Origin of the sequence: Nocardioides sp. NPDC004968, assembly GCF_040608935.1 — a bacterium.
Lineage (GTDB): Bacteria > Actinomycetota > Actinomycetes > Propionibacteriales > Nocardioidaceae > Nocardioides.
Genome location: NZ_JBEXJF010000017.1, coordinates 65,950 through 89,579, shown reverse-complemented (window position 1 = coordinate 89,579; position 23,630 = coordinate 65,950). Strand labels below are relative to the sequence as shown.

Below are 23,630 nucleotides of genomic sequence, written 5' to 3'. Positions count from 1 at the left end.
GCCGGCACTCCCGGGCCGGCCCGGCGGCCATCGGGGGGCGAAGACCGGCCCGCAGCGTACTGACTCATCTCCTCCCCAACCACACGTCCACGGCGGTAATCTTCCGGGAGCCCGTCATCGTTGACGAAGGAGATCCGGTATGAGCCAGGAACTGACCAGCGACTACGTGGTGGTGGGGGCCGGATCGTCAGGGGCCGTGCTCGCGGCACGTCTCAGCGAGGATCCGAGCGTCCGGGTCACGCTGCTCGAGGCGGGACCGCGCGACAAGAGCATGAACATCCATATCCCGGCGGCGTTCTCGAAGCTCTTCCAGTCCGAGCACGACTGGGACTACTCCACCGAGCCACAGCCGGCGCTCGGCGGCCGACGGATCTACTGGCCGCGCGGCCGGATGCTCGGCGGCTCGTCCTCGATGAACGCGATGATGTGGGTCAAGGGCCTCCAGGCCGACTACGAGGAGTGGGGCGCGGCGGCCGGACCCGAGTGGGGCTGGGACGTCGTCAAGAAGACGTACGCGAAGCTCGAGGACGTCGAGGATGCCATCGCGCTGGACGGCACCGGTGGCCCGGTCCGCGTCGAGCGGCAACGGAGCCCCCGCCCCTACACCGAGTCCTTCCTCCAGGCCGCCGAGCAGGCCGGCTACCGTCGCGGACGGGCCAACGGCCCCAACCCCGAGGCGTACGTCGAGACCATGGTCACCCAGCGCCGAGGCGCCCGGTGGAGCACAGCGTCGGCTTACCTCAAGCCCGCCGCCAGGCGCGCCAACCTGAACGTGGTGACCGGCGCCCTGGTGTCGCGGGTGACATTCGACGGCACCCGCGCCACCGGTGTCGAGGCCGTCGTCGACGGCCAGCAGACGACCATCACCGCCCGGCGCGAGGTGATCCTCTCCGGCGGTGCGATCAACACGCCGCAGCTGCTGATGCTCTCCGGGATCGGTCCGGCGGCCCAGCTGAAGGGCCTCGGTATCGACGTCGTCCGTGATGCGAAGGAGGTGGGGGAGAACCTCACCGACCACCTCGTCGCCGGCATCGGCTGGGAGGTCGAGCAGGGCTCCCTCGCGACCGCGGAGTCGGCACGTCACCTCCTCAACTACCTGCTGCGCAGACGCGGGATGCTCACTTCCAACGTCGGCGAGGCGTACGGCTTCATCCGCTCGCGCCCCGACCTGGAGGCGCCCGACATCGAGATGATCTTCGCCCCGGTCGGCTTCTTCGACGAGGGCCTGATTCCGTTCGTGGGTGAGGCGGTCGTCGCCGGGCCGATCCTCGTCGACCCGGCCAGCCGCGGCAGCGTCACGCTGACGTCCAAGGACCCGGCCGCCAAGCCGATCATCGACCCCCGCTACCTCTCCGACCCCGAGGGCAGGGACCGCGCCGCGATGGTCGAGGGTGTCCGGGTGACGCTGGAGATCGCCTCGCAGCCCGCGCTCAAGCCGTTCCTCGGCAAGTTCCTGCGTCCCGACGTCCCGGTGGACTCGTCCGCGGAGGAGGTCGCCGACGCGCTCCTGGCACGTCACGCTCACACCCTCTACCACCCGACCGGCACCTGCCGGATGGGCACGGACGAGGCCAGCGTGGTCGATCCCCGGCTTCGCGTACGCGGCGTCGAGGGCCTCCGCGTCGCCGACGCCTCGGTCATGCCCAGGATCGTGCGCGGCCACACCAACGCGCCCGCGATCCTGATCGGCGAGCGCGCCGCGGAGCTCATCACCGGCGACTGACACCCTCAGCAGACCCTTTGAACCCACCCGTGACTCAGGTCACACTGGGCTCATGACGGATTCCTACGCTGCAGGAGAGACCACCACCCCGCTGCTGGAGGAGACGATCGGCGCGAGCTTCGACCGCACCGTAGCCAGATTCGGCGACCGGGAGGCCCTGGTCGAAGTGGCATCCGGCAGAAGGTGGACGTACGCCGAGATGAGCCGTGACGTCGACGCGCTGGCGGTCGGGCTCCGCAAGGCCGGGATCGGGAAGGGCGACCGGGTCGGCATCTGGGCACCCAACTGCGCGGAGTGGACGCTGACCCAGGTGGCGACCGCGAAGATCGGCGCGATCCTGATCAACATCAACCCGGCCTACCGCACCCACGAGCTCGCGTACGCCCTGACCCAGTCAGGCATCAAGCTGCTCGTCTCCGCGCCCGAGTTCAAGACCTCCGACTATCGCTCGATGGTGGCCGACGTCCGCGGCGACTGCCCCGACCTCGAGCAGACCGTCTTCATCGGCGACCCGGAGTGGACCGCGCTCCTCGAAGCCGGCGCCGGCGAGAAGCTGGCCGACCACGTCGACTACGAGTTGAGCCCCGAGGACCCGATCAACATCCAGTACACCTCGGGCACGACCGGCTATCCCAAGGGCGCGACCCTGAGCCACCGCAACATCCTCAACAACGGCTACTTCACCACCGAGACGATCGGCTTCACCGAGAACGACCGGTTGGCGATCCCGGTGCCCTTCTACCACTGCTTCGGGATGGTGATGGGCAACCTCGGCTGCATCACCCACGGAGCCACGATGGTGATCCCGGGCCCCGCCTTCGACCCGGCGGCCACCCTGAAGGCGGTCCAGGACGAGCGCTGCACGGCCGTCTACGGCGTACCCACCATGTTCATCGCCATGCAGAGGCACCCCGACTTCTCCACCTTCGACCTCAGCACGCTGCGCACCGGGATCATGGCGGGCAGCCCGTGCCCGGTCGAGGTGATGAAGCGGTGCGTCAACGAGATGCACATGAGCGAGGTCTCGATCGCCTACGGGATGACCGAGACCTCGCCGGTCTCGACCCAGACTCGCATGGAGGACGACCTCGAGCACCGCACCGCCACCGTCGGCCGGGTGCACCCGCACGTCGAGGTACGCGTCGTCGACCCGACCTCCGGCGCGGTGCTGCCCCGGGGCGAGGCCGGCGAGCTGCAGACCCGCGGCTACTCGGTGATGCTCGGCTACTGGGCGGACGAGGAGAAGACCAGGGCGGCGATCGACGAGGACGGCTGGATGCACACCGGCGACCTCGCCGTGATGAACCCCGACGGCTACTGCAACATCGTCGGCCGGATCAAGGACATGGTCATCCGGGGCGGCGAGAACATCTACCCCCGCGAGATCGAGGAGTTCCTCTACACCCACCCCGACATCGAGGACGTCCAGGTCATCGGCGTCCCCGACGAGACCTACGGCGAGGAGCTCTGCGCCTGGGTCCGCCTGCGTCCAGGCGCCGAGCGGATGACCACCGAGACCCTGAGGGCGTACGCCACCGGCAAGCTCGCCCACTACAAGATCCCGCGCTACGTCCTGGTCGTCGAAGAGTTCCCGATGACCGTGACCGGCAAGGTCCGCAAGGTCGAGATGCGGGAGAAGACCGTCTCCGAGCTCGGACTCTAGGGGCTCTTCAGAGCGTCAGGTCAGCGAGGCTGCCGCGACCGCGGTGTCCTCGCCGACGAGGGTGATCTCGACCCGCTCGACGTCGGCGATCGGCACCGCCGAGGAGGCGTCCAGCCCGAGCGTCTCCCCACCCGACCAGGTCCACGACCCAGCGACGGTGCGCGCGCCGTCACGGCCGACGAGCACCAGGTCGTACGTCACCGGCTCACCCTGATAGTCCGACGGCCCCGGCGGGCTCTTGCCGGGCTCGGGCGGGTAGTGGCAGCTCCACTTGAGCTTGGTGCCCCACGAGGTCGGGGTGACGACGAGCTGGGCCCACATGTCGACGCTGCCCACCGGCCGCAGGTCGACGGTGCGCACGTTCGCATCCGCAGAACCCGATGCAGTGGCGGAGGTCGAGGGGGCCGCGACCGGCGGCTCGGTGTCGTCACGACCCATCGCCAGACCGCCGATCGCCGTGCCGCCGGCGAGGAGTACGACGGCGGCCGCGACCGCGAAAACCCGGCGACGCAGCCGCGACCGGCGTACCGCTCCGGCCAGCTCCGCCAGCGGCGGAGTCACGACCGCGGCAGGCTCCTCGAGCAGCTCCTCGGCCTCCTCGCGCGAGAGCGCGCTGAGCAGCCCGGGCATCCCGGCGAGCTCGGCGACGGCGTCGTGGCAGATGCTGCAGCTGGTCAGGTGCCGCTCGTACGCCCTCCGCTCGCTCGGGCTCAGCGCCCCGAGCACGTAGGACGCGTCCCAGTCGGCGTACGTCTCGTGTGCGGAGGCGTCCAGGTCGTCGTTCATGAGGTGACCCCCTTCTCTTGCAGGGCGAGACGCAGGGCTCGCAGACCGTAGTGCAGCCGGGACTTGACCGTGCCGGGCGGGATGTCGAGCTCGTGGGCGAGCTCGGCGACCGACCGGCTGCCGTAGTAGGCGCCCACCACCACCGCACGGTGCTCGGGGGAGAGGGCGAGCAGCGCATCGGCGACGACCCAGGAGTCGAGCACCGCCTGGGTCTCGTCCGCTCGCGTCCCCTCGGGCGGCGACTCGGCGGCGTACTCCCGCTTCCGGCGCGCGCTGCGCAGGTCGTCGATGACGAGGTTGCGTGCGGTGGTGAACAGCCAGGCGCGTACGCCTTCGTCGGGCCGCTGCAGCACCTCCGGATGACGCCAGGCGCGCAGCAGCGTCTCCTGCACCACGTCGCGCGCCTCCTCGGCGTCACCGGTGCGGCGTACGACGTAGCGGTAGAGCGCTTCCGAGTGGGCGTCGTGCACCGCTACGAGCAGCTCGTCCTCCGCACCCATGTCACCTCCCACACGCACCCAGGATCCCAGAGACCCGGATCAGCCCTTGGCCAGGTCGAGCGAGAACTCGACGCTGCCGGTGTCCTCGACGCTCACGAAGCCCAGGTTCGGCGCCTCGACACCGAAGTCCGCGAAGGTGATCGGGACGCTCCCGACGACCTGCAGCGTGCTGGCGCCGTCGCCGCAGACCTCGGCGTCCACGGTCACCGACTTCGTCTCGCCGTGCACGGTGAGGTCACCGACCAGCGCGACCTCGGTCGCGCCCTCCTCGAGGGCGGCGGGCTCGGTCAGCTCGAAGGTGGCAGTGGGGAACTGGTCGGACTCGATCGCGTTCTCGCGGAAGTAGCCGTCGCGGTTGTCGGAGTCGGTTGCGATCGTCGCGACCTTGACCTCGATGTTCGCCTCGGTGACCTCGCCATCGGCGATGGTGACCTCGCCGGTCACGTCCTCGGTGCGGCCGGTGACGGTGACGTCCTCGCCTTGCAGCACCTCGTCGAGCCGGTAGCCGGCGTACGAGCCGTCCGAGACGGTCCAGGTGCCGCTGCTGTCGGCGCCGTCCGCGGGCGCGGCCGAAGCGCTGAGGCTGGGCTCGTCGGCGGCCGCTTTCTCGGCCCGGTCCGCGTACCAGCCGGGTCCGAAGATCACCGCGGCGCCTCCGACCACGACCACTGCCGCACCGATCCCGATTGCTGCTTTCGTACGTGTCCGCACGCCGTTTCCTCTCGCCTGGAGGCTGACCCGATGCCGGCCTTCACCCCCTACTACGGAGCGCTGCGGCGAACGGTTCAATCGACTTCCAGTGACGGGTGACACAATCGGCAGCGCCCTCTCTCGACCCAAGGAGACCCCATGCCCCAGACCCCGCTCGAGCTCTTCGGCACCGAGGCCCTCATCGGCGGTGAGGACCGCGCGATCCGCGACACGGTGCGATCCTTCGCGGAGAAGGAGATCAAGCCGCACCTCGCGGGCTGGTTCGAGGCCGGCGAGGTCCCGGTCCGTGAGCTCGCTCCCGAGCTAGGCAAGCTGGGTGTCCTCGGGATGCATCTGGAGGGATATGGCTGCGCGGGCACCAGCGCCACGGCGTACGGCCTGGCCTGCATGGAGCTCGAGGCGGCCGACTCCGGGATCCGCTCGCTGGTCTCGGTGCAGGGTTCGCTGGCGATGTTCGCGATCTGGAAGTGGGGGAGTGAGGAGCAGAAGCAGGAGTGGCTGCCGCGGATGGCCGCCGGCGAGGCGATCGGCTGCTTCGGCCTGACTGAGCCCGACTTCGGCTCCAACCCAGCCGGCATGCGGACCCGGGCGCGCCGAGATGCTTCGGGCGACTGGATCCTGTCCGGCACCAAGATGTGGATCACCAACGCCCCGGTCGCAGACGTCGCGGTCGTCTGGGCGCAGACCGACGAGGCACCCGACGGCAAGGGCATCCGCGGCTTCGTGGTCCCCACCGACACCCCGGGCTTCTCCGCGCCGGTGATCAAGCAGAAGCTGTCCCTGCGGGCCTCGGTCACCGGCGAGATCGTCCTCGATGGCGTACGCCTCCCGGAGGCTGCCGCGTTCCCCGAGGTCAGGGGCTTGAAGGGTCCATTGTCGTGTCTGAACGAGGCCCGCTTCGGCATCGTCTTCGGCGCCGTCGGCGCGGCCCGCGACTGCCTCGAGTCCGCCATCGCGTACGCCGCCTCCCGCGAGATCTACGACAAGCCCCTGGCCGGCTTCCAGATCACCCAGACCAAGCTCGCCGACATGACTCTCGAGCTCGGCAAGGCGATGCTCCTCGCACTCCACCTGGGCCGGCTGAAGGACGAGGGCACCCTCCGCTCCGAGCAGATCTCCCTCGGCAAGCTCAACAACGTCCGCGAGGCCATCGCCATCGCCCGTGAGTGCCGCACCATCCTCGCCGCCGCCGGCGTCACCCTCGAGTACCCGATCCTCCGCCACGCCAACAACCTCGAGTCGGTCCTGACGTACGAGGGCACCAGCGAGGTCCACCAGCTCATCATCGGCCAGGCGCTGACGGGGGAGTCCGCCTTCCGCTGACCCGCTGAGCCGCTGAGCCGCTGAGCCCAGCAGTGCCGCCGCTCGGATGTCTAGCGGTGCTAGGATCATGCCATGTCGGTACAGGAGCGCAAGCAGCGCGAGCGGGCGGACCGCGAGCGGCTCATCGTGGCGACGGCCCGCGAGCTCGCCGAACAGCAGGGCTGGGACGCGGTGACCACGCGCCGGCTCGCCGAGCGCATCGAATACAGCCAGCCGGTCCTCTACAGCCACTTCCGCGGCAAGCGCGAGATCATCGGTGCCGTCGCGCTCGAGGGCGCCTCGGAGATGGCTGCGGCGATGCGGTCGGCGACGGCGGCCGCGAGCACCCCACGTGACCGGGTCGCCGCCCTCGCCCGCGCGTATCTCGAGTTCGCCGAGCGCAACCCGGCGGTCTACGACGCCCTGTTCCAGCTCGACGGGGGCCTCGCTTATGCACAGGAGGACACCCCCGAGCAGCTGAAGGACGCCTTCGCTGCGTTGATCGAGACGCTGGGCGAGGTCGCCGGCGACGGCGTCGAGCCGGAGCTGTTCACCGAGGTGTTCTGGGCGTCCCTGCACGGAGTGGCGACCCTGACCCGGTCGAGGCGTCTCCTGCCGGAGGATGCCGAGCGCAGGATCGAGCTGCTGGTCGACCGCCTCGCCGTGCTCTGACGCCGCGCGTCAGTCGCGCGGCACCAGGAACGAGGCCCGCCAGAGCTTGCGGTCCTTCTCCGAGACCATCCCGTGCTCGGTGAGGTAGGGCATCATCTTCTCGCCCATCCAGGCCAGCGTCGCGCGGTAGTGCTCGTTGCCGAGCGCCTCGCGGCGGGCGGCCATCGGGTCGAGTCCGACGGCCGCGTAGCAGTCCGGGTGGACCAGCGAGCGCGCCATCACGTAGGCGGAGCGGGCGGTGAGGTTCTGGTGCATCCGGAGCTGCGTACGCCCCATCTTCTGCGACATCGCCGCGGCGAGCTCCTCGCGGGCGAAGGTGACGTGTCGGGCCTCCTCGGTGACGTGGATGCGGGAGGCCATCCGGGTCAGCGGCTGGCAGCGCTCGTCCTTCATCAGCTCGCGCTGCCACCGGTCGAGCGGCTCCTCACCGACGAGGGTCGCAGAGAAGACGCTGGGGCCGTGCAGCAGCGGAGCGAACTTCCCGATGCGCAGGACGGCGGGCCGGGGGCCGTACGCCGGTGCCCCCATCGCCGCGATCGCCCGGCCGAACATCACCGAATGCCGGGTCTCGTCGCCGATCTCGGTCAGCGCGTACTGGGTCCGCGCCGTGCGTGGGTCCGCGCCGTAGACCTCCCTGAGAAGCAGCTGCATCAGCAGCACCTCGAACCACAGCCCGACGCTCATGATGCTGGCCACCTCGTGCCGCGAGAGCTCGATCTGCTGCTCCTGGCTGAGCCGATCCCAGGTCGGGGTGCCGTAGAGGGAGACGCGCTCGGGCTGCATCCACCACAGTCCCTCGACCGGCGCGGCGTCCCAGTCGAGGTCGACCTCCGGGTCGTAGGACTGACGTGCGGTGGAGCGCAGGAGCCGGTCGGAGGTCGGGTCGGCGATGGTCATTCTTCTCCCTGACTGAGCGATCTGACTGGGCGATGGAATTAGGTGTTACCCAGAGTTACGGGTAGTTGCTAGAGTGCAGGACATGACACGGAAGGTCAAGGACGACGGCCGCTCCTCGCGCTGGGACGCCCACCGCGAGACCAGACGGGCGGAGCTGGTGGCGGCAGCCGTACGCGCCGTCGACTCGGCCGGAGCGGAGGTCTCGATCGCCGACATCGCCGCGGAGGCCGGGGTCAGCAAGCCGGTGCTCTATCGCTACTTCGCCGACAAGGCCGAGCTGCACGGCGCCGTGGGCATGTGGGCGGCGCGGCAGATCCTCGACGCGGTCGTCGACGCTGTGCTCGCCCCCGCACCGACCCGCCAGCGGGTCGAGGCCGGCGTCGCGGCGTACGTCGAGACCATCGCCGAGCACCCCAACGTCTACCTGCTCCTGGTGCGCCAGCACACCGGCGGGACCGACCCACTGGCGGACGGCAAGCAGCTCATCGCGGCGACCTTCGCGCGGTTGCTCGGCGACACCTTCGGCCGCCTCGGTGTCGACGCCGCCGGCGCCGAGCCGTGGGCGCACAGCCTCGTCGGGATCGGTGAGTCCGCCGGCCAGTGGTGGCTCGACCGTCGCACCATGTCCCGCGCTGCGTTCACCCGCTATCTGAGCGAGTTCGTCTGGCACGCGCTGGAGGGCACCACCGCCGAGTACGGCGTCGACCTGAGCGCCCTGGACCGCCCCGAGATCGTCACCCCGCTGCGAAAGAGCCCCCGATGAGCGAGCACGAGCCCCAGCACCTCTACGACGGTCCCGCCCGGCTCGAGTCCGAGCGCGGCACCTGGGAGGTCGATGTCGCGCTGCGCGGCGTCTTCCAGCCGATCGACGGCCACTTCCACTGGTACGGCCGGGTCGGCACGGCCCTCGAGGGCGTACGCAACGGCCAGAGCGTCACCGTCCGCACCGACCATGGCGAAGCCAAGGGGCGGCTCTCCGACATCGACCCCTGGGGACGGTTCCGTGTCTCCGGGACGGGAAAGCCGCCGTTCTGACGCCGAGGACGACCTCAGCGCACGAGCATGAGCGTCGCGGCGCCGATCCCGACGACGACGATCAGTGACCGCAGGACCGGGGCCGGCAACCGGCGGCCGATGTGCGCGCCCACGTATCCGCCCACGACCGATCCCGCGGCAAGCAGGCCCACGGCCCGCCAGTCGAGGTCGGCGATGGCCACGAAGATCACCGTCGCGACCACGTTCGATGCCATCACCGCAAGCGTCTTGAGCGCGTTGACCGTACGGAACTCCAGATCGGTCCCGAGCCCGAGCACGGCCATCATCATCACCCCGGACCCGGCACCGAAGTATCCGCCGTAGGCGCCGGTCAGCGTCGCAAACAGCGTGGTGAATCCGGAGACCCGCACCCGCGGCTCGTCATCGGCGGCGTGCTGGCGCAGGAAGCGGCTCAGCCGCGGCTGCACCCCTACGAGTACGCAGGTGCCCAGGATCAGCCACGGCACGACCGCCTCGAAGACCGATCCCGGCAGCCACAGCAGCAGCAATGCTCCGGCGATGCTGCCGCCGCCCGCGGTGATCAGCACCGCGGCGGTCACTCCCGGATGCTCGGCCAGCTCGCGCCGGTAGCCGAAGGAGCCGCTGAGACCGGCCGGCGTCATCCCGACCGTGTTGGACGTGTTGGCCACGACCGGCGGGAGGCCGACCGCGACCAGGACGGGGAAGCTGAGCAGCGAGGCGACGCCGACGGTGGAGGTGAGGATGCCCGCGCCCAGGCCCGCGGCGAGCACCACGAGCTGGTCGACCCAGGTCATGCGTCGCGAAGAAGCGCGACGTCGCTGACCAGCATGACGTGGCCGTGCATCGCGGCGGCGGCACGTTGGGCGTCACCGGCAGCGATCGCGCCGGCGATCTTCTGGTGCCCGGCGAGCGACGTCTTGGGGCGGTCGGGCTGGGAGAGCGACTCGATGCGGGTCTCCCGGATCAGCTCGCTGATCTCGGACATCATCTGCTCGAGCAGAGGGGAGTGGGCCGCCTGGGTCACCGCCCGGTGGAACAGCTCGTCGCCGTGGACACCGCGCCCGCCGCCGGTGATGTCCTCGTCCATCGTTTTCAGCGCCGCGTCGATGCGGTCCAGGTCCTCCTGCGTACGCCGCTGTGCCGCCAGTGCGGCGAGCTTCGTCTCCAGCGCGTCACGCGCCTCGATGACGTCGGGGATCCGCTCCGCATGGGCCCGGATCGCATCGGTGATGCGCTCGACCCGCGGCTTGTCGGTCAGCACCGTCCCGTCGCCGTGGCGTACCGCGACGACGCCGATGACCTCGAGCGCGACCAGGGCCTGGCTGAGGGTCGCTCGGCTCACGCCGAGGCTGGTGGCGAGCTGTCTCTCCGGCGGCAGCCGGTCTCCGGACTTCAGGTCGTTCTCCGAGATCCAGGCCGTGATCTGCTCCGCGACCTGCTCATACAGGCGGGTTCGCTGCAGTGGACGGGGAAAGCGCGCGGACTCACTCATGGCTACAGGGTATTGACGTTCGGCCAATTGTCCTATTGGCTAGGCCACTGAGCCGATGGTGATGCGAGTCACACCGGTGCCAGACGGGGGCCAGACAGAAGGGAAGTCCGATGGGACCGGAATGGGTGGCGATCATCGCGCTGGTCGCCTTGTTCGTGGCAGGCACGTTGCTGCCGATCAACATGGGAGCGCTCGCGTACGTCGCAGCGTGGCTTGTCGGGATGTTCGCGCTGAACCTCGACGAGAAGGAGATCCTGGCCGGAGTCAGTGCCGACCTGATCCTGACGCTGATAGGCGTGACCTATCTGTTCGCGATCGCGAGGAACAACGGCACGGTCGACCTGATCGTCAGCAGTGCCGTACGCGCGGTGGGCGGCAGGGTCGCCCTGATCCCGTGGGTGATGTTCGGCGTGACCGCGCTGCTGACCGCCATGGGAGCCGCCAGCCCGGCGGCCTGCGCGATCATCGGGCCGGTGGCGCTCGGGTTCGCGGGCCGCTACAAGATCAACCCGCTGATGATGGGCATGTTCGTCGTCCACGGTGCCCAGGGCGGTGGCTTCTCGCCGATCAGCATCTACGGCACGATCACCAACTCGGTCATGGTCGACAACGGCCTCCCCGCCAGCGAGATGACGATCTTCGTGGCCAGCCTCGTGGTCAACCTGATCATGGCGACCATCCTGTTCTTCGCCCTCGGCGGGCGATCGCTGATGAGCATGCGGCTAGACCCCGACGAGGCGGCCGGCGCCGCGGCCGGCGTACCTGGTGATCTGCACGAGGGCGGCGTGACCGTCCCGGCCCGCGGTTACGGCACCCTCGCCCCGACCGGGACCAAGCCCGGCATCCGCACCGAGCAGGTCCTGACCCTCGCCGCCTTCGTGATCGTCGCGGCCGTCGCCCTGTTCTTCGACAAGAACATCGGCTTCGCCTCGATCACCGCGGCGACCATCCTCGCGGCGCTCTCCCCGAGCCAGCACAAGGACGCCATCCGCCAGATCGCCTGGCCGACGGTCCTCCTGGTCGCCGGCGTCTCGACGTACGCCACGATCCTCAACACCGCCGGATCGCCGGAGTTCGTGGGTGGCTGGGCGGCGAGCCTGGGTGTCGCGGCCATCGGCGCGCTCATCCTCTGCTACGTCGGCGCGGTCGTCTCCGCGTTCGCCTCCTCGACGGCGCTGCTTCCGATCATCATCCCGATCTCGGTGCCGCTGATCGCCGAGGGCGGGATCTCCGCCGCCATGTTCGTGGCCGCGCTGGCGATCTCCTCGACCATCGTCGACGTGAGCCCGTTCTCCACCAACGGAGCGCTGATGCTGGCCAACCGGCCCGACACCATCACCGAGGAGCGCTACTACAAGCAGATCCTCGGCTACAGCGTCATCGTGGTGCTCGTCGGTCCCCTCCTGGTCTGGGCCACCATGGTCCTCCCGGGCTGGTGACGGGCATGCGTGGACCACTCGATGACGTCGTCGTCCTCGATCTCTCCCGCGCTCTGGCCGGGCCGCACGCCGCGATGATGATGGGCGACCTCGGTGCCCGCGTGATCAAGGTGGAGGCACCCGGGCACGGCGACGACACCCGGGGCTGGGGCCCGCCGTTCGTAGGGGAGGAGGGGCAGCGGGAGGCGACGTACTTCCTCTCTGCCAACCGCAACAAGGAGTCGATCACCCTCGACCTCAAGGACACCGACGACAAGGACGTGCTGCTGCGCCTGGTCGACCGGGCCGACGTGCTCATCGAGAACTTCCGCACCGGCGTCCTGGACCGGCTCGGGCTCGGCATCGACGAGCTCCAGGCCCGCAACCCGCGCCTCGTCGTGCTCTCGATCACCGGGTTCGGCCACGACGGCCCCGAGGGCGGCCGGTCCGGCTACGACCAGATCGCGCAGGGTGAGGCCGGGCTGATGTCGCTCACCGGATCGGGTCCCGACGACCCCCAACGGGTCGGCACGCCCATCGCCGACCTGCTCGCCGGGATGTACGGCGCCTACGGTGTGCTCGCCGCTCTCCACGAGCGCGACCGCACCGGCCGTGGCACGGTCGTACGCACCTCGCTGCTCTCGGCCGTCGTCGGCGTCCACGGTTTCCAGGGCACCCGCTGGACCGTGGCAGGCGAGGTCGGCCGCGCCCAGGGCAACCATCACCCGAGCATCTCGCCGTACGGCCTGTTCCGCTGCGCCGACGGGACCGTGCAGATCGCGGTCGGGAGCGAGGGACTGTGGCGGAGGTTCTGCACCGCCTTCGACATCTCACCCGACCTCGAGGGGATGGCCACCAACCCCGAGCGGGCGGCCAACCGCGAGAAGGTCGTCGAGCTCGTCGAGACGCTCTTCGCGCCCTGGCCGGCCGAGGACCTGCTCGCCAAGCTCGCCGAGGCCGGCGTCCCGGCAGGCAAGGTGCGCTCCCTGGATGAGGTCTACGCCTGGGAGCAGACCGCCAGCCAGGGTCTGCTGATCGACGTCGACCACTCCACCCTCGGCCACCTGACCCTCCCCGGACCGCCGCTGCGGTTCTTCACCGACGGGTCGGAGGTGACTCCCACCGACCACGCCGCGCCGCCCACCCTCGACCAGCACGGGCCCGGGCTGCGTACGTGGGTGGCGGACCAGCCCTGACCGCCCCCTGACTGGGATACTGCTCGCACCGCGTCTCTGTCATCGAGGGAGGAGCCCGATCATGAAGGAATCCACGAGTGATCGGGCTCCTCTCCGGCTGGGTACCGCCCGCGGCCGCTGGGTGCTGGCGACGACCGTGCTGGGCTCTGGCCTGGCGATGCTCGACTCGACCGTCGTCAACGTCGCCCTCGGCCGTATCGGCGACGACCTCGACGCGAGCTTCTCCGGTCTGCAGTGGACGGTCAACGCCTACACCCTGAGCCTCGCGTCCCTGATCCTCCTCGGCGGTTCCCTCGGCGACCGCTTCGGACGGCGCCGGGTCTTCCTCATCGGCGTGGTGTGGTTCGCCGTCGCGTCACTGCTGTGCGGGCTCGCTCCCAACATCGAGCTGCTGATCGCCGCGCGGGCGCTGCAGGGGGTCGGCGGCGCGCTGCTGACACCGGGGAGCCTGGCGATCATCGCCGCGTCGTTCCATGTCGACGACCGGTCCGCGGCCGTGGGCGCCTGGTCGGGTCTCAGCGGCATCGCGGCTGCGGTCGGACCGCTCGTCGGCGGCTGGCTGGTCGAGATCGACTGGAGGCTGGTCTTCCTCATCAACGTGCCCGTCGCGGTGCTCATCGTCATCGTCGCCCTGCGCCACGTCCCGGAGAGCCGAGACCCGGACGCCGCCGGCCGGCTCGACCTGACCGGCACCCTGCTCGCCGCGGCCGGGCTCGGCGTACTCACCTTCGGGCTGACCCGGGCGGGCGACGTCGGGTTCAACGGCTCGGTGGCGCTGACCGCCGCAGCCGGCATCGCATGCCTGGTCGCCTTCGTCGTCGTCGAGGCCCGCTCCACCCACCCGTTGGTCCCGCTCGAGCTGTTCCGCAATCCCCAGTTCAGCGCGGCCAACGCCGTCACCCTGCTCGTGTACGCGGCGCTCGGCGTCATCTTCGTGTTCCTCGTCCTGCAGCTCCAGGTCGTCAGCGGCTGGTCGCCCATCGCCGCGGGATCCGCGCTGCTGCCGGTCACCGTGGTGATGCTGCTCTTCTCGTCGCGTGCCGGCGCGCTGGCGCAGCGCATCGGTCCGCGCCTGCCGATGACCCTCGGGCCGCTGCTAGCGGCCGGCGGCGCCCTCTGGATGGGGCAGATCGGCCCGGAGGCGTCGTACGTCGGTGACGTGCTGGCGCCTGTCCTGCTCTTCGCCATCGGGCTGACGCTGCTGGTCTCGCCGCTGACCGCCACCGTGCTCGATGCCGCTGACGACCGGCATGCCGGGATCGCCTCGGGTGTCAACAACGCGGTGGCCCGGACCGCCGGGCTGCTGGCCGTCGCGGTCATCCCGGCGGCGGTCGGGATCGCCGGCGCCGACTACACCGACCCGCAGACCTTCGACGAGGGCTATGGCATGGCGATGGTCATCAACGCCGCCCTCCTGATCCTCGGCGCGGCACTCTCCGCGGTGTTCGTACGCGGCCCGCTCGCCGCCGGCTCCGAGCCCGACGAGCATCGGGTGCAAATCGAGACCTGCGCGCACTGCGGTGTGACCGGCACCCAGCTGCACCCCGCCGACCACGACCACTGACTTCACGGTCTCGGTGGAGCGGGCGGAGTCTGGGAACGGGTCTGGGCCCTGACGAGCGAGGCCACCACCACGATGTTGAAGACGATCATCACGCACACCATCGCCCGCGCGATCTGACCCTCGGCGTGGACATCGCCGTACCCGACCGTCGTCATCGTGCTCAAGGTGAAGTAGAGGGCATCGGTGCGCGTATCCAGGCCGGTGATCTCGTCAGGACGAATCTGGTCGAGCAGGAAGAAGGTCAGCGATGACGCCATCACCAGCACGATCAGCAACATGGCCAGCACCCGCAGGCTGCGTCCCGGTCCACCCCTGCGGACGGAGCCGAGCTCTTTGACCATCACCGTCCCGACGAGTGAAAGTGCCCCCACTGTGACCAGCAAGCTCGTGCCGACGGCCAGCACCGAGTCTGTCCACCGCAGAGGAAAAGCGTAGTAGGCGACCAGCAGGCCGCTGAAGGTCCAGATCGGACGCCACCTGGCTTTCCCCATGGATCTCTCGATTCGTCGTACGACTGAGTCCTCAGGATGCGTTCGCGGGCGGAGTGACGCGTCACCCGTCCTGGGTGACACCGGCACTAAGGTGTGCGCATGGCTCTGACCCATGACTACACGGTCTCGGTGGAGTGGACGGGCAACCGCGGCACCGGGACGAGCGGCTACCGCGACTACGCCCGAGACCACGTCGTACGCATCGAGGGCCTGCCCGACATCCTGGGCTCCGCCGATCCGACCTTCCGCGGCGACGCGAGCCGGCACAACCCCGAGCAGCTGCTGCTGACCTCGCTGGCGCAGTGCCACATGCTGTCCTACCTCCACCAGGCGGTGACGGTGGGCGTGGTCGTCATCGACTACCACGACGCCGCGACCGCCACCATGGAGACACAGGGCACCGGCGGCCGGTTCACCCGCGCCGTGCTCCACCCGGTCGTCACCGTCGCAGACGCTTCCATGATCGAGGCGGCGACCTCCGCCCACCACCAGGCCCACCTGGACTGCTTCATCGCGAGCAGCGTGAACTTCCCCGTCGACGTCGAGCCGACCGTGATCGTCGGTGGACTGAAGCCTTAGCCCCCTCTTCCGGGGGTAGGGCAGGTGTCAGCCTCGCGACGATGATGACCGCCATGACCCGATCGACCTCGACCGACGCCCTGCTCGCCGCCCGGGACGCGCTGATCGCCCAGCGCCTGGACTACGCCGAGGCGCTCGACACCTTCCGCTGGCCCGACGTCGGGGCGAGCTTCAACTTCGCCCACGACTGGTTCGACCCGATGGCTCGGGGCAACGACGCTCCAGCGCTGGTCATCGCCGAGTCGGACGGGTCGCGGGCTGCGTACTCCTTCGACGAGCTGGCGCGTCGCTCGGGCGCGGTGGCCCGCTACCTTCGGCGCCTCGGTGTCGGGGTGGGAGACAGCGTGGTCGTCATGCTGGGCAACCAGGTCGAGCTGTGGGAGACGATGCTCGCGGCGATGAAGGTCGGCGCGGTACTGATGCCGACGACGACCGCTGTCGGCACCGCCGAGCTGGTCGACCGGCTCGCCCGGGGCCGGGCCCGCGCGGTGGTGTGCAACGCCGAGGACGCGGACAAGTTCGACGGCGTCCCCGGCGACTACGTGCGGATCGGCGTCGGGGTCGGCGTGGGGGAGCGGGAGGGCTGGAACGGCTACGCCGCGGCCGCCGCGGAGAGCCATGAGCCGCTCGAGCACCCCGGCAACGCCACCACCGACGCGCTGCTCCTCTACTTCACCAGCGGCACCACCAGCCGCCCGAAGCTGGTCGAGCACACCCACTACACCTACCCGGTGGGACACCTGTCGACGATGTACTGGCTCGGTCTGCGCCCCGGCGACGTCCACATGAACATCTCCAGCCCCGGGTGGGCCAAGCACGCCTGGTCGAACTTCTTCGCTCCCTGGCTCGCCGGCGCGACCGTCTTCGTCCTCAACTACGCGCGCTTCGAGGCGGCCACGCTGCTGCAGCGGATCCGCGAGGAGCACGTCACCAGCATGTGCGCTCCGCCGACGGTGTGGCGGATGCTCATCCAGGCCGACCTCTCCGGTGGCTGTGGCTCGCTGCGCGAGGCGATCAGTGCCGGTGAGCCGCTCAACCCCGAGGTGATCAGCCAGGTCCAGCAGGCATGGGGCCTCACCATCCGCGACGGCTTCGGGCAGACCGAGATGACCGCGACGGTCGCCAACAGCCCTGGCCAGCCGGTACGTCCGGGCTCGATGGGCCGGCCGCTGCCCGGTGTCCCGGTCGTGCTGGTCGACCCGATCGAGGGGGCCGTGATCGAGGGGCCGGGGGAGGGCGAGCTGTGCCTCGATCTGGGCCTGGATCTCTCGGCGCGACCCGCCACGCTGATGACCGAATACCGTGATGACGAGAAGCGCACCGCTGAGGCGATGCGCGGTGGCTTCTTCCACACCGGCGACGTCGCCAGCCGCGACGAGGAGGGCTACATCACCTACGTCGGCCGCACCGACGACGTCTTCAAGGCCTCCGACTACAAGGTCTCGCCCTTCGAGCTGGAGTCGGTCCTGATCGAGCATCCCGCGGTGGCCGAGGCGGCGGTCGTGCCGGCCCCGGACCCGGTGCGGCTCGCGGTCCCCAAGGCGTACGTCTCCCTCACCGCCGGCCACGAGCCGACCGCCGAGACCGCCCGGGCCATCCTCGAGTTCGCCCGCGACCACCTGCCGCCCTACCTGCGGGTGCGGCGCCTGGAGTTCTTCGACCTGCCCAAGACGATCTCGGGCAAGATCCGGCGCGTCGAGCTCCGGAGCCGCGAGCAGGAGGTCGTCGACCAGCGGCCACCGGGGGAGCACCGCTACGAGGACTTCTTCTCCCGTCAGTCCTGAGCCGCCAGCTGAGCCGTCAGGGACGGACCGTCAGGCACTGCGTACTGACGCCGAAGGCGCCCTGCTCGTCATGGAGCACGGACGTGGTCACGCCGGCGCCCTCCGGGCCGAACGAGACGGTCGTGTCGAGCCCCAACCACCCGGGAGCAGGAGCACGGAACAGGTGCGCGTTCAGGTCGAGGTTGGGAAAGCTGACGACCTTCGGGTCGACCCGAACGGCAACGCCGTTGGTGATGTCGAGCAGCCCGGCGACCTGCGCCAGCCGGCTCACCTCCTCGTCGGCGACGAGGGGGTGAGCCGTACGCACCCAGGACTGCGCCCGCCCCGGGCCGAGGTCATGGCGCCGCACCTCGACCGAAGCGATGAAGCCCCCGTCCCACAGCGTGGTCATGTCCCAAGCCGGCACCTCGTCCGGTGCGGACATCGGCAGGTGCCTGGTGCCCTCGAGCTCCGCGGTCGGGTAGCCGGCGGTCAGCCAGGCACGCAGGAGCACGACGGGCCGGCCGGCATGGCAGGCCCTAGCCTCGACGAGCTCGATGGTGCGCCCGGCGCGGAGCACGGTGACCTCGACGTCGACCGGCTCGAGCGGGACGGTGCCGAGGATGTCGTAGCCGATCCGGGTGATCTGGAGCCCGTCGGCGCGGCGGGCGTCGCGGTCCCTTTCGACCTCGTGGGCGAGCACGCCGAGCAGAGTGGCGATGTGCTGTGTGTCCAGGTCCCAGGCGCCGCCGACGTGCTCGGTCGGCGTGAAGGTGCATGGACCGGTCCGATGCCAGTAGCTCATCGGCGGCTCAGAGCCCGAGCAGAGCGACGCTCTGCTCGCGCATGTCGATCTTGCGGACCTTGCCGGTCACGGTCATCGGGAACTCCTCGACGAGCAGCACGTAGCGCGGTGCCTTGTAGTGGGCGAGCTTGCCGCTGGCGAAGGCGCGGACGGCCTCGGCGTCCAGCGGCTCGGCGCCGGGTCGCATCCGGATCCAGGCGCAGAGCTCTTCGCCGTACCTCTCGTCCGGGACGCCCACGACCTGCGCCTCGGCGATGTCGGGATGGGTGAAGAGGAACTCCTCGATCTCGCGCGGGTAGATGTTCTCGCCACCACGGATCACCATGTCCTTGATCCTGCCCACCACCACGCAGTAGCCGTCCTCGCGCATCACGGCCAGGTCGCCGGTGTGCATCCAGCCGTCGGCGTCGATCGCGTCGGCCGTCTTCGTCTCATCGTCCCAGTAGCCCAGCATCACCGAGTAGCCGCGGGTGCAGAACTCGCCCGCCGTGCCGCGCGGGACCACTTCGCCCGTGGCCGGGTCGACGATCTTGATCTCGACGTGCGGGGCGGCCCGGCCGATCGTCTCGGTACGCCGCTCGAGGTCGTCGTCGGTGCGCGTCTGGCAGGAGACCGGCGAGGTCTCGGTCATCCCGTACGCGATCGCGACCTCGCTCATGTGCATCTCGCTGACGCATCGCTTCATGACCTCGATCGGGCACAGAGCGCCGGCCATGATCCCGGTACGCAGCGTCGAGAGGTCGTAGGAGGCGAACCCCGGGTCGTTCTGCATCGCGATGAACATCGTCGGCACACCGTACAGCGCCGTGCACCTCTCGTCCTGGACCGTCTGCAGGGTCGCGGCCGGGTCGAAGCCGGGGCCGGGGATGACCATCGTCGCGCCGTGGGTGGTGCAGCCGAGGTTGGCCATCACCATGCCGAAGCAGTGGTAGAAGGGCACCGGGATACAGAGCCGGTCCTGCTCGGTGAAGTGGATCGTCTCGGTGACGAAGAAGCCGTTGTTCAAGATGTTGCGGTGCGACAGCGTCGCGCCCTTCGGGAAGCCCGTGGTCCCGGAGGTGTACTGGATGTTGATCGCGTCGTTCGGGTCGAGCGTGTAGTCGACGTGGTCGGCCAGGCGCTCACCACGGCCGGCGGCCAGCAGCGCATCCCACTGCGGCGTACCCAGGAAGACGGTCTGTTCCAGCGCGCCGCAGTCGCCTGCCACCTCGCCGACGAGCGAGACGTAGTCGCTGCTCTTGAACTCCGTCGCGCTGATCAGCAGCCGCACCCCGGACTGGTTGAGCGCGTAGGCGAGCTCGTGGGTGCGGTAGGCGGGGTTGATGTTGACCAGGATCGCGCCGATCTTGGCCGTGGCGAACTGGACCATCGTCCACTCGGCGCAGTTGGGAGCCCAGATGCCGACGCGGTCACCCTTGCCGATGCCGGCCTTCCGGAGGCCGACCGCGAGGGCGTCCACGTCGGCATCCAGCTCGGCGTAGGTCCAGCGTCGTCCGGTGGCGATCTCGACGAGCGCCTCACGGTCTCCGTGGCGGGCGACGGTGCGCTCGAAGTTGGCTCCGATCGTCTCCTCGAGCAGCGGAACGTCGATGTCGCCACGGGCCGACGAAGCGGTGATGGATGAGGTCTCGGTCATGCCGCGAGCATGACCGAGACCACGGTGGCAGCCACACCCCCGAAGGAGGGTGAGCGGTGCCGGATCAGGCGAGTGCGGGCTCCGCGTCGAGCTCCACGTGGCTGGTCTCCTTGGCCACCAGCAGGCAGCCGATGCTCAGCACGGCCAGGGCGCTGAGGAAGTACGCGATGCCGTCGGTGCCCCACCGGGCCAGCAGGTCCTCGGCGATGACCAGCGGGACGGCGCCGCCGAGGATGCCCGCGATGTTGTAGCCCAGACCGGCTCCCGTGTAGCGGTACTTCGCCTGGAACATCTCTGGCAGGAATGCCGCGATCGGACCGTAGTTGAGACCGAGTACGCACAGCATCAGGCTGTTGCCGAGGGCGAAGCTCGCGAAGCTGCCGGGCTCCATGATGGCGAAGGACAGCGGGCCGGCGACGAGGCCGAAGGCGGCGCCGATGAGCAGGACCACACGGCGGCCGAGGACGTCGGAGAGCCACGCGGAGGCGATCACCGTCACGCTCATCGCGAACGCCGCGACGATGACGCCGAGCAGGGCCTGACTCATGCTCAGGCCGAGGGTGCCGACCGCGTGCGCGACCATGAAGCTGGCGCCGGTGTAGAAGGCGCCGAAGACGACCGCCATGATGCCGCCGCTGAGCAGCACCTGCCGCCACTGGTCACGGATGCAGCCGACGAACGGCAGGGCGCTGCGGGTGCCTGCCGACTGGACCTTCTTGAACGACGGCGTCTCGGCGATCTTCAGCCGGACCCAGAGGCCGACCGCGATGAGGACGGCGCTGGCCAGGAACGGGATCCGCCAGCCCCAGGCCGCGAACGCCGCGGGCTCCATCAGGCGGAAGGTGGTGAGCATGGCTGCGGCGGCGAGGATCAGCCCCAGGCTGGGGCCGAGCTGCGGGAACATGCTGTAGCGCCCGCGCTGGCCGCGGGCGGCGTACTCGGTGGTGAGGAGTGCGGCGCCCGCCCACTCTCCGCCGAGCGCGATGCCCTGCAGTGCGCGCAGCAGAACGAGGATCACCACCGCGCCCTTGCCGATCGACTCCACGCTCGGGAGCAGGCCGATCGCGAAGGTCGAGGTGCCCATGATCATCAGGGTGGTGATCAGTGTGGCCTTGCGGCCGATCCGGTCGCCGTAGTGGCCGAAGAGGATCGCTCCCAATGGTCGGAAGACGAACGCGACGCCGAAGGTCGCGATCGAGGCCAAGGTGCCCTCGGGGCCGCCCATGGACGGGAAGAAGACGGCATTGAAGACGAGGGCTGCCGCGAGCCCGTAGATGAGGAAGTCGTAGAACTCGATGGTGGTGCCGGTCAGTGACGCCGTCGCGACGCGGCGCATGGTGCGCCCGTCGACCTCGGCTCGGTCAGCCGCGATTTGGGCCATGATCGTGCCTCCTACTCGGATTGGTGAACCGAGTGTGGGACCGTCACCATCTGTCCGATACCCCCGGACGAGTGCCCTCGAAAGAGGGGGTACGCCTCTTGTTGCCTGTGATGGTCGTCACTTACGCTCAACGTCATGAGCACCACCGCCATCGCCCCAGAGGCGCCGTACGACGGGTCCCGGATCGCCCAGACGCTGGCCTCCTTCCGGACCGCGTCGGGGCTGGACCTCGCCTTCGGTGGCCCGGTGCGCGGTGACGGCACGGCTATCGACATCACCGCGACCTGTGGCGCGAAGGGCGTCTCGCTGCGCGGCCTGCGGGTCGTCAACGGGGAGGGCCTGGGCGGCAAGACCCTGCAGACCCGTCAGCCCGGCTCCGTCGACCACTACTACACCGCTCGCGGGATCACCCACCTCTACGACACCGCCGTCGCTCAGGAGCAGATCCAGACCGTCGCCGCCCTGCCGATCATGGTCGACCGGGCCCCGCGGATGCTCATCTACCTCGCCTCCCGCTCGCGGCTCGGTCTCGGCGGCGTCTGGTTCGACGGGCTGCGTCCGCTGATCCGCACCCTCGAGCGCGAGATCCTGATCGACGACGAGGTCCGCAACCGGCTCTCCCGGCTGGCGCCTGCGCCGAGCCGGGCTCCTCGCCCGGACGAGGCGGCCGCGAAGCGCGACCTCGCCGAACGCCGGGAGATGGCGGCCGAGCTCACCGATCTGGCCGGCCAGGTGGTCGACCCCGAGGTCCGCAGCCGCCTCGAGGCCATGGTCCTACGGCTCACCGCCGCACCAGGGGAGAAGCAGCCGGCTCAGCTCGCTCCGGCCGTACGCCTGGCCGCCCGCGAGCTCGACGTCCTGCGCCAGGTGGCGCTCGGGAACAGCAACCGGCAGGCCGCCGAGGCCCTCGGGATCGTGGAGAGCACGGTGAAGTCCTACCTCAAGAGCGCCACCCGCAAGCTCAACGCCAACAACCGCGTCCACGCCGTCCGGATGGCGCGTGAGGCCGGCCTGATCGACTGATCACGTCGCGTACGCTCTCGGCGTGGCCATCATCGGAGTCATCGCCTGCGCTGCAGGCGGCGTGGAGCAACTCTGCGACGAGCTGATCACCCCGCTGGTCGATGCCGGCCACCAGGTCCCGGTGACCCTGACGCCGACAGCATTCACCTGGCTGCGCGCGAACGGCGAGGCCGACCGGATCGAGGCGCTGACTGGGTTCCCCGTACGGGGACCGAGCCGCCTCCCGTGGGAGCCGCGCACGCACCCGGCGCAGCTCGACGCCATCGTCGTCGCCCCCGCGACCTTCAACTCCACCGCCAAGATCGCCCTGGGCCTGGCCGACAACCAGGCCCTCACCGTCGTCACCGAAAACCTCACCACCGTTCCGGTCGTGCTCTTCCCGCTCATCAACGCCGCCCACGCCGGGCACCCCGCCTGGCCCTCCCACGTGGCAGCCCTACGCAGCGCCGGTGTCGACCTCATCGAAGGCCCCGACGTCTGGCCTCTCCACCCGCCCCGCCAGATGCCTCCGGACCAGAAACTGCCGTGGGGCGCGATCGTCGACGCCACCCAGCGGGCGACAGGTCGGCGGTAGGGCCCACTTCGCCGCCATGGCCGGCCTGCGGCCGTAGCCCCGTTGTGTCGTGGCGCGCCTGAACGGCCCGGGGTGCCGGCTCCGATTCCGCGATTGCTTTCGCGTGGGCCGGTGAGCCTGGCGGCCATCGTTGCGCCGCCTCGGCAGCATTGTCCTCATGGATGCAACACCGCGGGAACACCTCGACAATTTCGTACAGGCGGTCAACGACCTCTACAGGGCGAGTGTGCATGACGAAGACGTCCGTGCGGCGTCGGAGGCTGCCGCAAATCTGGCCTCGGGCAGTGGCTACCTCAATGCGCCGACCGAGTTGATTGAAGCGTTCACGCAGGCGATCGAGGTTGGCTACGCCGCAGCCCTGGCCGATATCCGGCGAGGTGACCTCGATTCTAAGTTCGAGGGTTGGCGACCGGATCTTTTCGAGTCCCGATGAAAGT

24 protein-coding genes are annotated in these 23,630 nt (G+C 69.8%); 14 read left to right on the top strand and 10 right to left on the bottom strand.

Annotated features, from left to right (window positions below; all coding sequences use genetic code 11):
* Positions 1–139 precede the first annotated feature (139 nt).
* Positions 140–1,723 (top strand): GMC family oxidoreductase N-terminal domain-containing protein, encoded by a 1,584-nt coding sequence (locus tag ABZU72_RS17170; RefSeq protein ID WP_355020042.1) that lies wholly within the window; start codon positions 140–142, stop codon positions 1,721–1,723.
* A 52-nt stretch (positions 1,724–1,775) separates the two neighbouring features.
* Positions 1,776–3,386: an AMP-binding protein gene (locus tag ABZU72_RS17165; protein WP_355020041.1), complete on the top strand. Its 1,611-nt coding sequence runs from the start codon at positions 1,776–1,778 to the stop codon at positions 3,384–3,386.
* Between the two features lie 15 nt (positions 3,387–3,401).
* Here the strand turns inward: ABZU72_RS17165 and ABZU72_RS17160 are convergent, their stop codons facing one another.
* Genes ABZU72_RS17160 through ABZU72_RS17150 form a run of 3 tightly spaced genes read right to left on the bottom strand, consistent with a single transcriptional unit; the run spans position 3,402 to position 5,383 of the window.
* A complete protein-coding gene (locus tag ABZU72_RS17160) occupies positions 3,402–4,172 on the bottom strand; it encodes a zf-HC2 domain-containing protein (protein WP_355020040.1) in 771 nt (256 codons plus the stop codon).
* A complete protein-coding gene (locus ABZU72_RS17155) occupies positions 4,169–4,672 on the bottom strand; it encodes a sigma-70 family RNA polymerase sigma factor (RefSeq protein WP_355020039.1) in 504 nt (167 codons plus the stop codon). Before ABZU72_RS17155 ends, ABZU72_RS17160 begins: the two co-directional genes overlap by 4 nt.
* 39 nt (positions 4,673–4,711) lie before the next feature.
* On the bottom strand, positions 4,712–5,383 hold the full coding sequence (locus tag ABZU72_RS17150; RefSeq protein WP_355020038.1) for a YceI family protein: 672 nt from the start codon (positions 5,381–5,383) through the stop codon (positions 4,712–4,714).
* 138 nt (positions 5,384–5,521) lie between these two features.
* Between ABZU72_RS17150 and ABZU72_RS17145 the strand changes: the two genes are divergently transcribed.
* Complete coding sequence (locus tag ABZU72_RS17145; RefSeq protein ID WP_355020037.1) at positions 5,522–6,706, top strand: acyl-CoA dehydrogenase family protein; 1,185 nt, start codon at positions 5,522–5,524, stop codon at positions 6,704–6,706.
* Between the two features lie 72 nt (positions 6,707–6,778).
* Positions 6,779–7,357: a TetR/AcrR family transcriptional regulator gene (locus ABZU72_RS17140; protein WP_355020036.1), complete on the top strand. Its 579-nt coding sequence runs from the start codon at positions 6,779–6,781 to the stop codon at positions 7,355–7,357.
* Positions 7,358–7,366: 9 nt separating this feature from the next.
* Here the strand turns inward: ABZU72_RS17140 and ABZU72_RS17135 are convergent, their stop codons facing one another.
* A complete protein-coding gene (locus ABZU72_RS17135) occupies positions 7,367–8,254 on the bottom strand; it encodes a diiron oxygenase (protein ID WP_355020035.1) in 888 nt (295 codons plus the stop codon).
* Between the two features lie 82 nt (positions 8,255–8,336).
* Here ABZU72_RS17135 and ABZU72_RS17130 point away from each other — a divergent pair, with 82 nt between their 5' ends.
* Entirely contained in the window at positions 8,337–9,017 is a 681-nt protein-coding gene (locus ABZU72_RS17130) for a TetR/AcrR family transcriptional regulator (protein ID WP_355020034.1), read from the top strand.
* On the top strand, positions 9,014–9,289 hold the full coding sequence (locus ABZU72_RS17125) for a DUF4873 domain-containing protein (protein WP_355020033.1): 276 nt from the start codon (positions 9,014–9,016) through the stop codon (positions 9,287–9,289). Before ABZU72_RS17130 ends, ABZU72_RS17125 begins: the two co-directional genes overlap by 4 nt.
* A gap of 14 nt (positions 9,290–9,303) precedes the next feature.
* On the opposite strand, the gene ABZU72_RS17120 is transcribed toward ABZU72_RS17125, so the two are convergent.
* A complete protein-coding gene (locus tag ABZU72_RS17120) occupies positions 9,304–10,065 on the bottom strand; it encodes a sulfite exporter TauE/SafE family protein (protein WP_355020032.1) in 762 nt (253 codons plus the stop codon).
* The gene (locus ABZU72_RS17115) at positions 10,062–10,763 is read right to left on the bottom strand and encodes an FCD domain-containing protein (protein ID WP_355020031.1); all 702 of its coding nucleotides are present in this window, start codon (positions 10,761–10,763) and stop codon (positions 10,062–10,064) included. Before ABZU72_RS17115 ends, ABZU72_RS17120 begins: the two co-directional genes overlap by 4 nt.
* 110 nt (positions 10,764–10,873) lie before the next feature.
* Between ABZU72_RS17115 and ABZU72_RS17110 the strand changes: the two genes are divergently transcribed.
* From ABZU72_RS17110 to ABZU72_RS17100, 3 genes are all read left to right on the top strand, one after another.
* Positions 10,874–12,202 (top strand): SLC13 family permease, encoded by a 1,329-nt coding sequence (locus ABZU72_RS17110; RefSeq protein ID WP_355020030.1) that lies wholly within the window; start codon positions 10,874–10,876, stop codon positions 12,200–12,202.
* Positions 12,203–12,207: 5 nt separating this feature from the next.
* Positions 12,208–13,377, top strand: coding sequence for a CoA transferase (locus ABZU72_RS17105; RefSeq protein ID WP_355020029.1), 1,170 nt, complete (start codon positions 12,208–12,210; stop codon positions 13,375–13,377).
* Between the two features lie 61 nt (positions 13,378–13,438).
* Complete coding sequence (locus tag ABZU72_RS17100) at positions 13,439–14,941, top strand: MFS transporter (RefSeq protein WP_355020028.1); 1,503 nt, start codon at positions 13,439–13,441, stop codon at positions 14,939–14,941.
* A gap of 2 nt (positions 14,942–14,943) precedes the next feature.
* Here the strand turns inward: ABZU72_RS17100 and ABZU72_RS17095 are convergent, their stop codons facing one another.
* Positions 14,944–15,345, bottom strand: a complete 402-nt coding sequence (locus tag ABZU72_RS17095) for an ion channel (protein WP_355020027.1) — start codon at positions 15,343–15,345, stop codon at positions 14,944–14,946.
* A gap of 186 nt (positions 15,346–15,531) precedes the next feature.
* Here ABZU72_RS17095 and ABZU72_RS17090 point away from each other — a divergent pair, with 186 nt between their 5' ends.
* Together ABZU72_RS17090 and ABZU72_RS17085 are read left to right on the top strand one after the other, a co-directional pair.
* Entirely contained in the window at positions 15,532–16,011 is a 480-nt protein-coding gene (locus ABZU72_RS17090; RefSeq protein WP_355020026.1) for an OsmC family protein, read from the top strand.
* Positions 16,012–16,064: 53 nt separating this feature from the next.
* Positions 16,065–17,795 (top strand): AMP-binding protein, encoded by a 1,731-nt coding sequence (locus tag ABZU72_RS17085; RefSeq protein ID WP_355020025.1) that lies wholly within the window; start codon positions 16,065–16,067, stop codon positions 17,793–17,795.
* A gap of 16 nt (positions 17,796–17,811) precedes the next feature.
* On the opposite strand, the gene ABZU72_RS17080 is transcribed toward ABZU72_RS17085, so the two are convergent.
* The 3 genes from ABZU72_RS17080 to ABZU72_RS17070 all read right to left on the bottom strand — a co-directional run bounded on the left by ABZU72_RS17080 (position 17,812) and on the right by ABZU72_RS17070 (position 21,596).
* On the bottom strand, positions 17,812–18,579 hold the full coding sequence (locus ABZU72_RS17080; protein WP_355020024.1) for a thioesterase family protein: 768 nt from the start codon (positions 18,577–18,579) through the stop codon (positions 17,812–17,814).
* 7 nt (positions 18,580–18,586) lie between these two features.
* The gene (locus tag ABZU72_RS17075) at positions 18,587–20,215 is read right to left on the bottom strand and encodes an AMP-binding protein (protein ID WP_355020023.1); all 1,629 of its coding nucleotides are present in this window, start codon (positions 20,213–20,215) and stop codon (positions 18,587–18,589) included.
* Between the two features lie 64 nt (positions 20,216–20,279).
* Positions 20,280–21,596: an MFS transporter gene (locus ABZU72_RS17070; protein ID WP_355020022.1), complete on the bottom strand. Its 1,317-nt coding sequence runs from the start codon at positions 21,594–21,596 to the stop codon at positions 20,280–20,282.
* Between the two features lie 135 nt (positions 21,597–21,731).
* Here ABZU72_RS17070 and ABZU72_RS17065 point away from each other — a divergent pair, with 135 nt between their 5' ends.
* The 3 genes from ABZU72_RS17065 (at position 21,732) to ABZU72_RS17055 (ending at position 23,626) form a co-directional block, all read left to right on the top strand.
* On the top strand, positions 21,732–22,619 hold the full coding sequence (locus ABZU72_RS17065) for a helix-turn-helix transcriptional regulator (protein ID WP_355020021.1): 888 nt from the start codon (positions 21,732–21,734) through the stop codon (positions 22,617–22,619).
* A 22-nt stretch (positions 22,620–22,641) separates the two neighbouring features.
* Positions 22,642–23,193 carry a flavoprotein gene (locus ABZU72_RS17060; protein WP_355020020.1) on the top strand — a complete coding sequence of 184 codons (552 nt, stop codon included), beginning with the start codon at positions 22,642–22,644 and terminating at the stop codon, positions 23,191–23,193.
* Positions 23,194–23,350: 157 nt separating this feature from the next.
* Positions 23,351–23,626 carry a hypothetical protein gene (locus ABZU72_RS17055; RefSeq protein ID WP_355020019.1) on the top strand — a complete coding sequence of 92 codons (276 nt, stop codon included), beginning with the start codon at positions 23,351–23,353 and terminating at the stop codon, positions 23,624–23,626.
* The last annotated feature ends 4 nt before the right edge of the window (positions 23,627–23,630 follow it).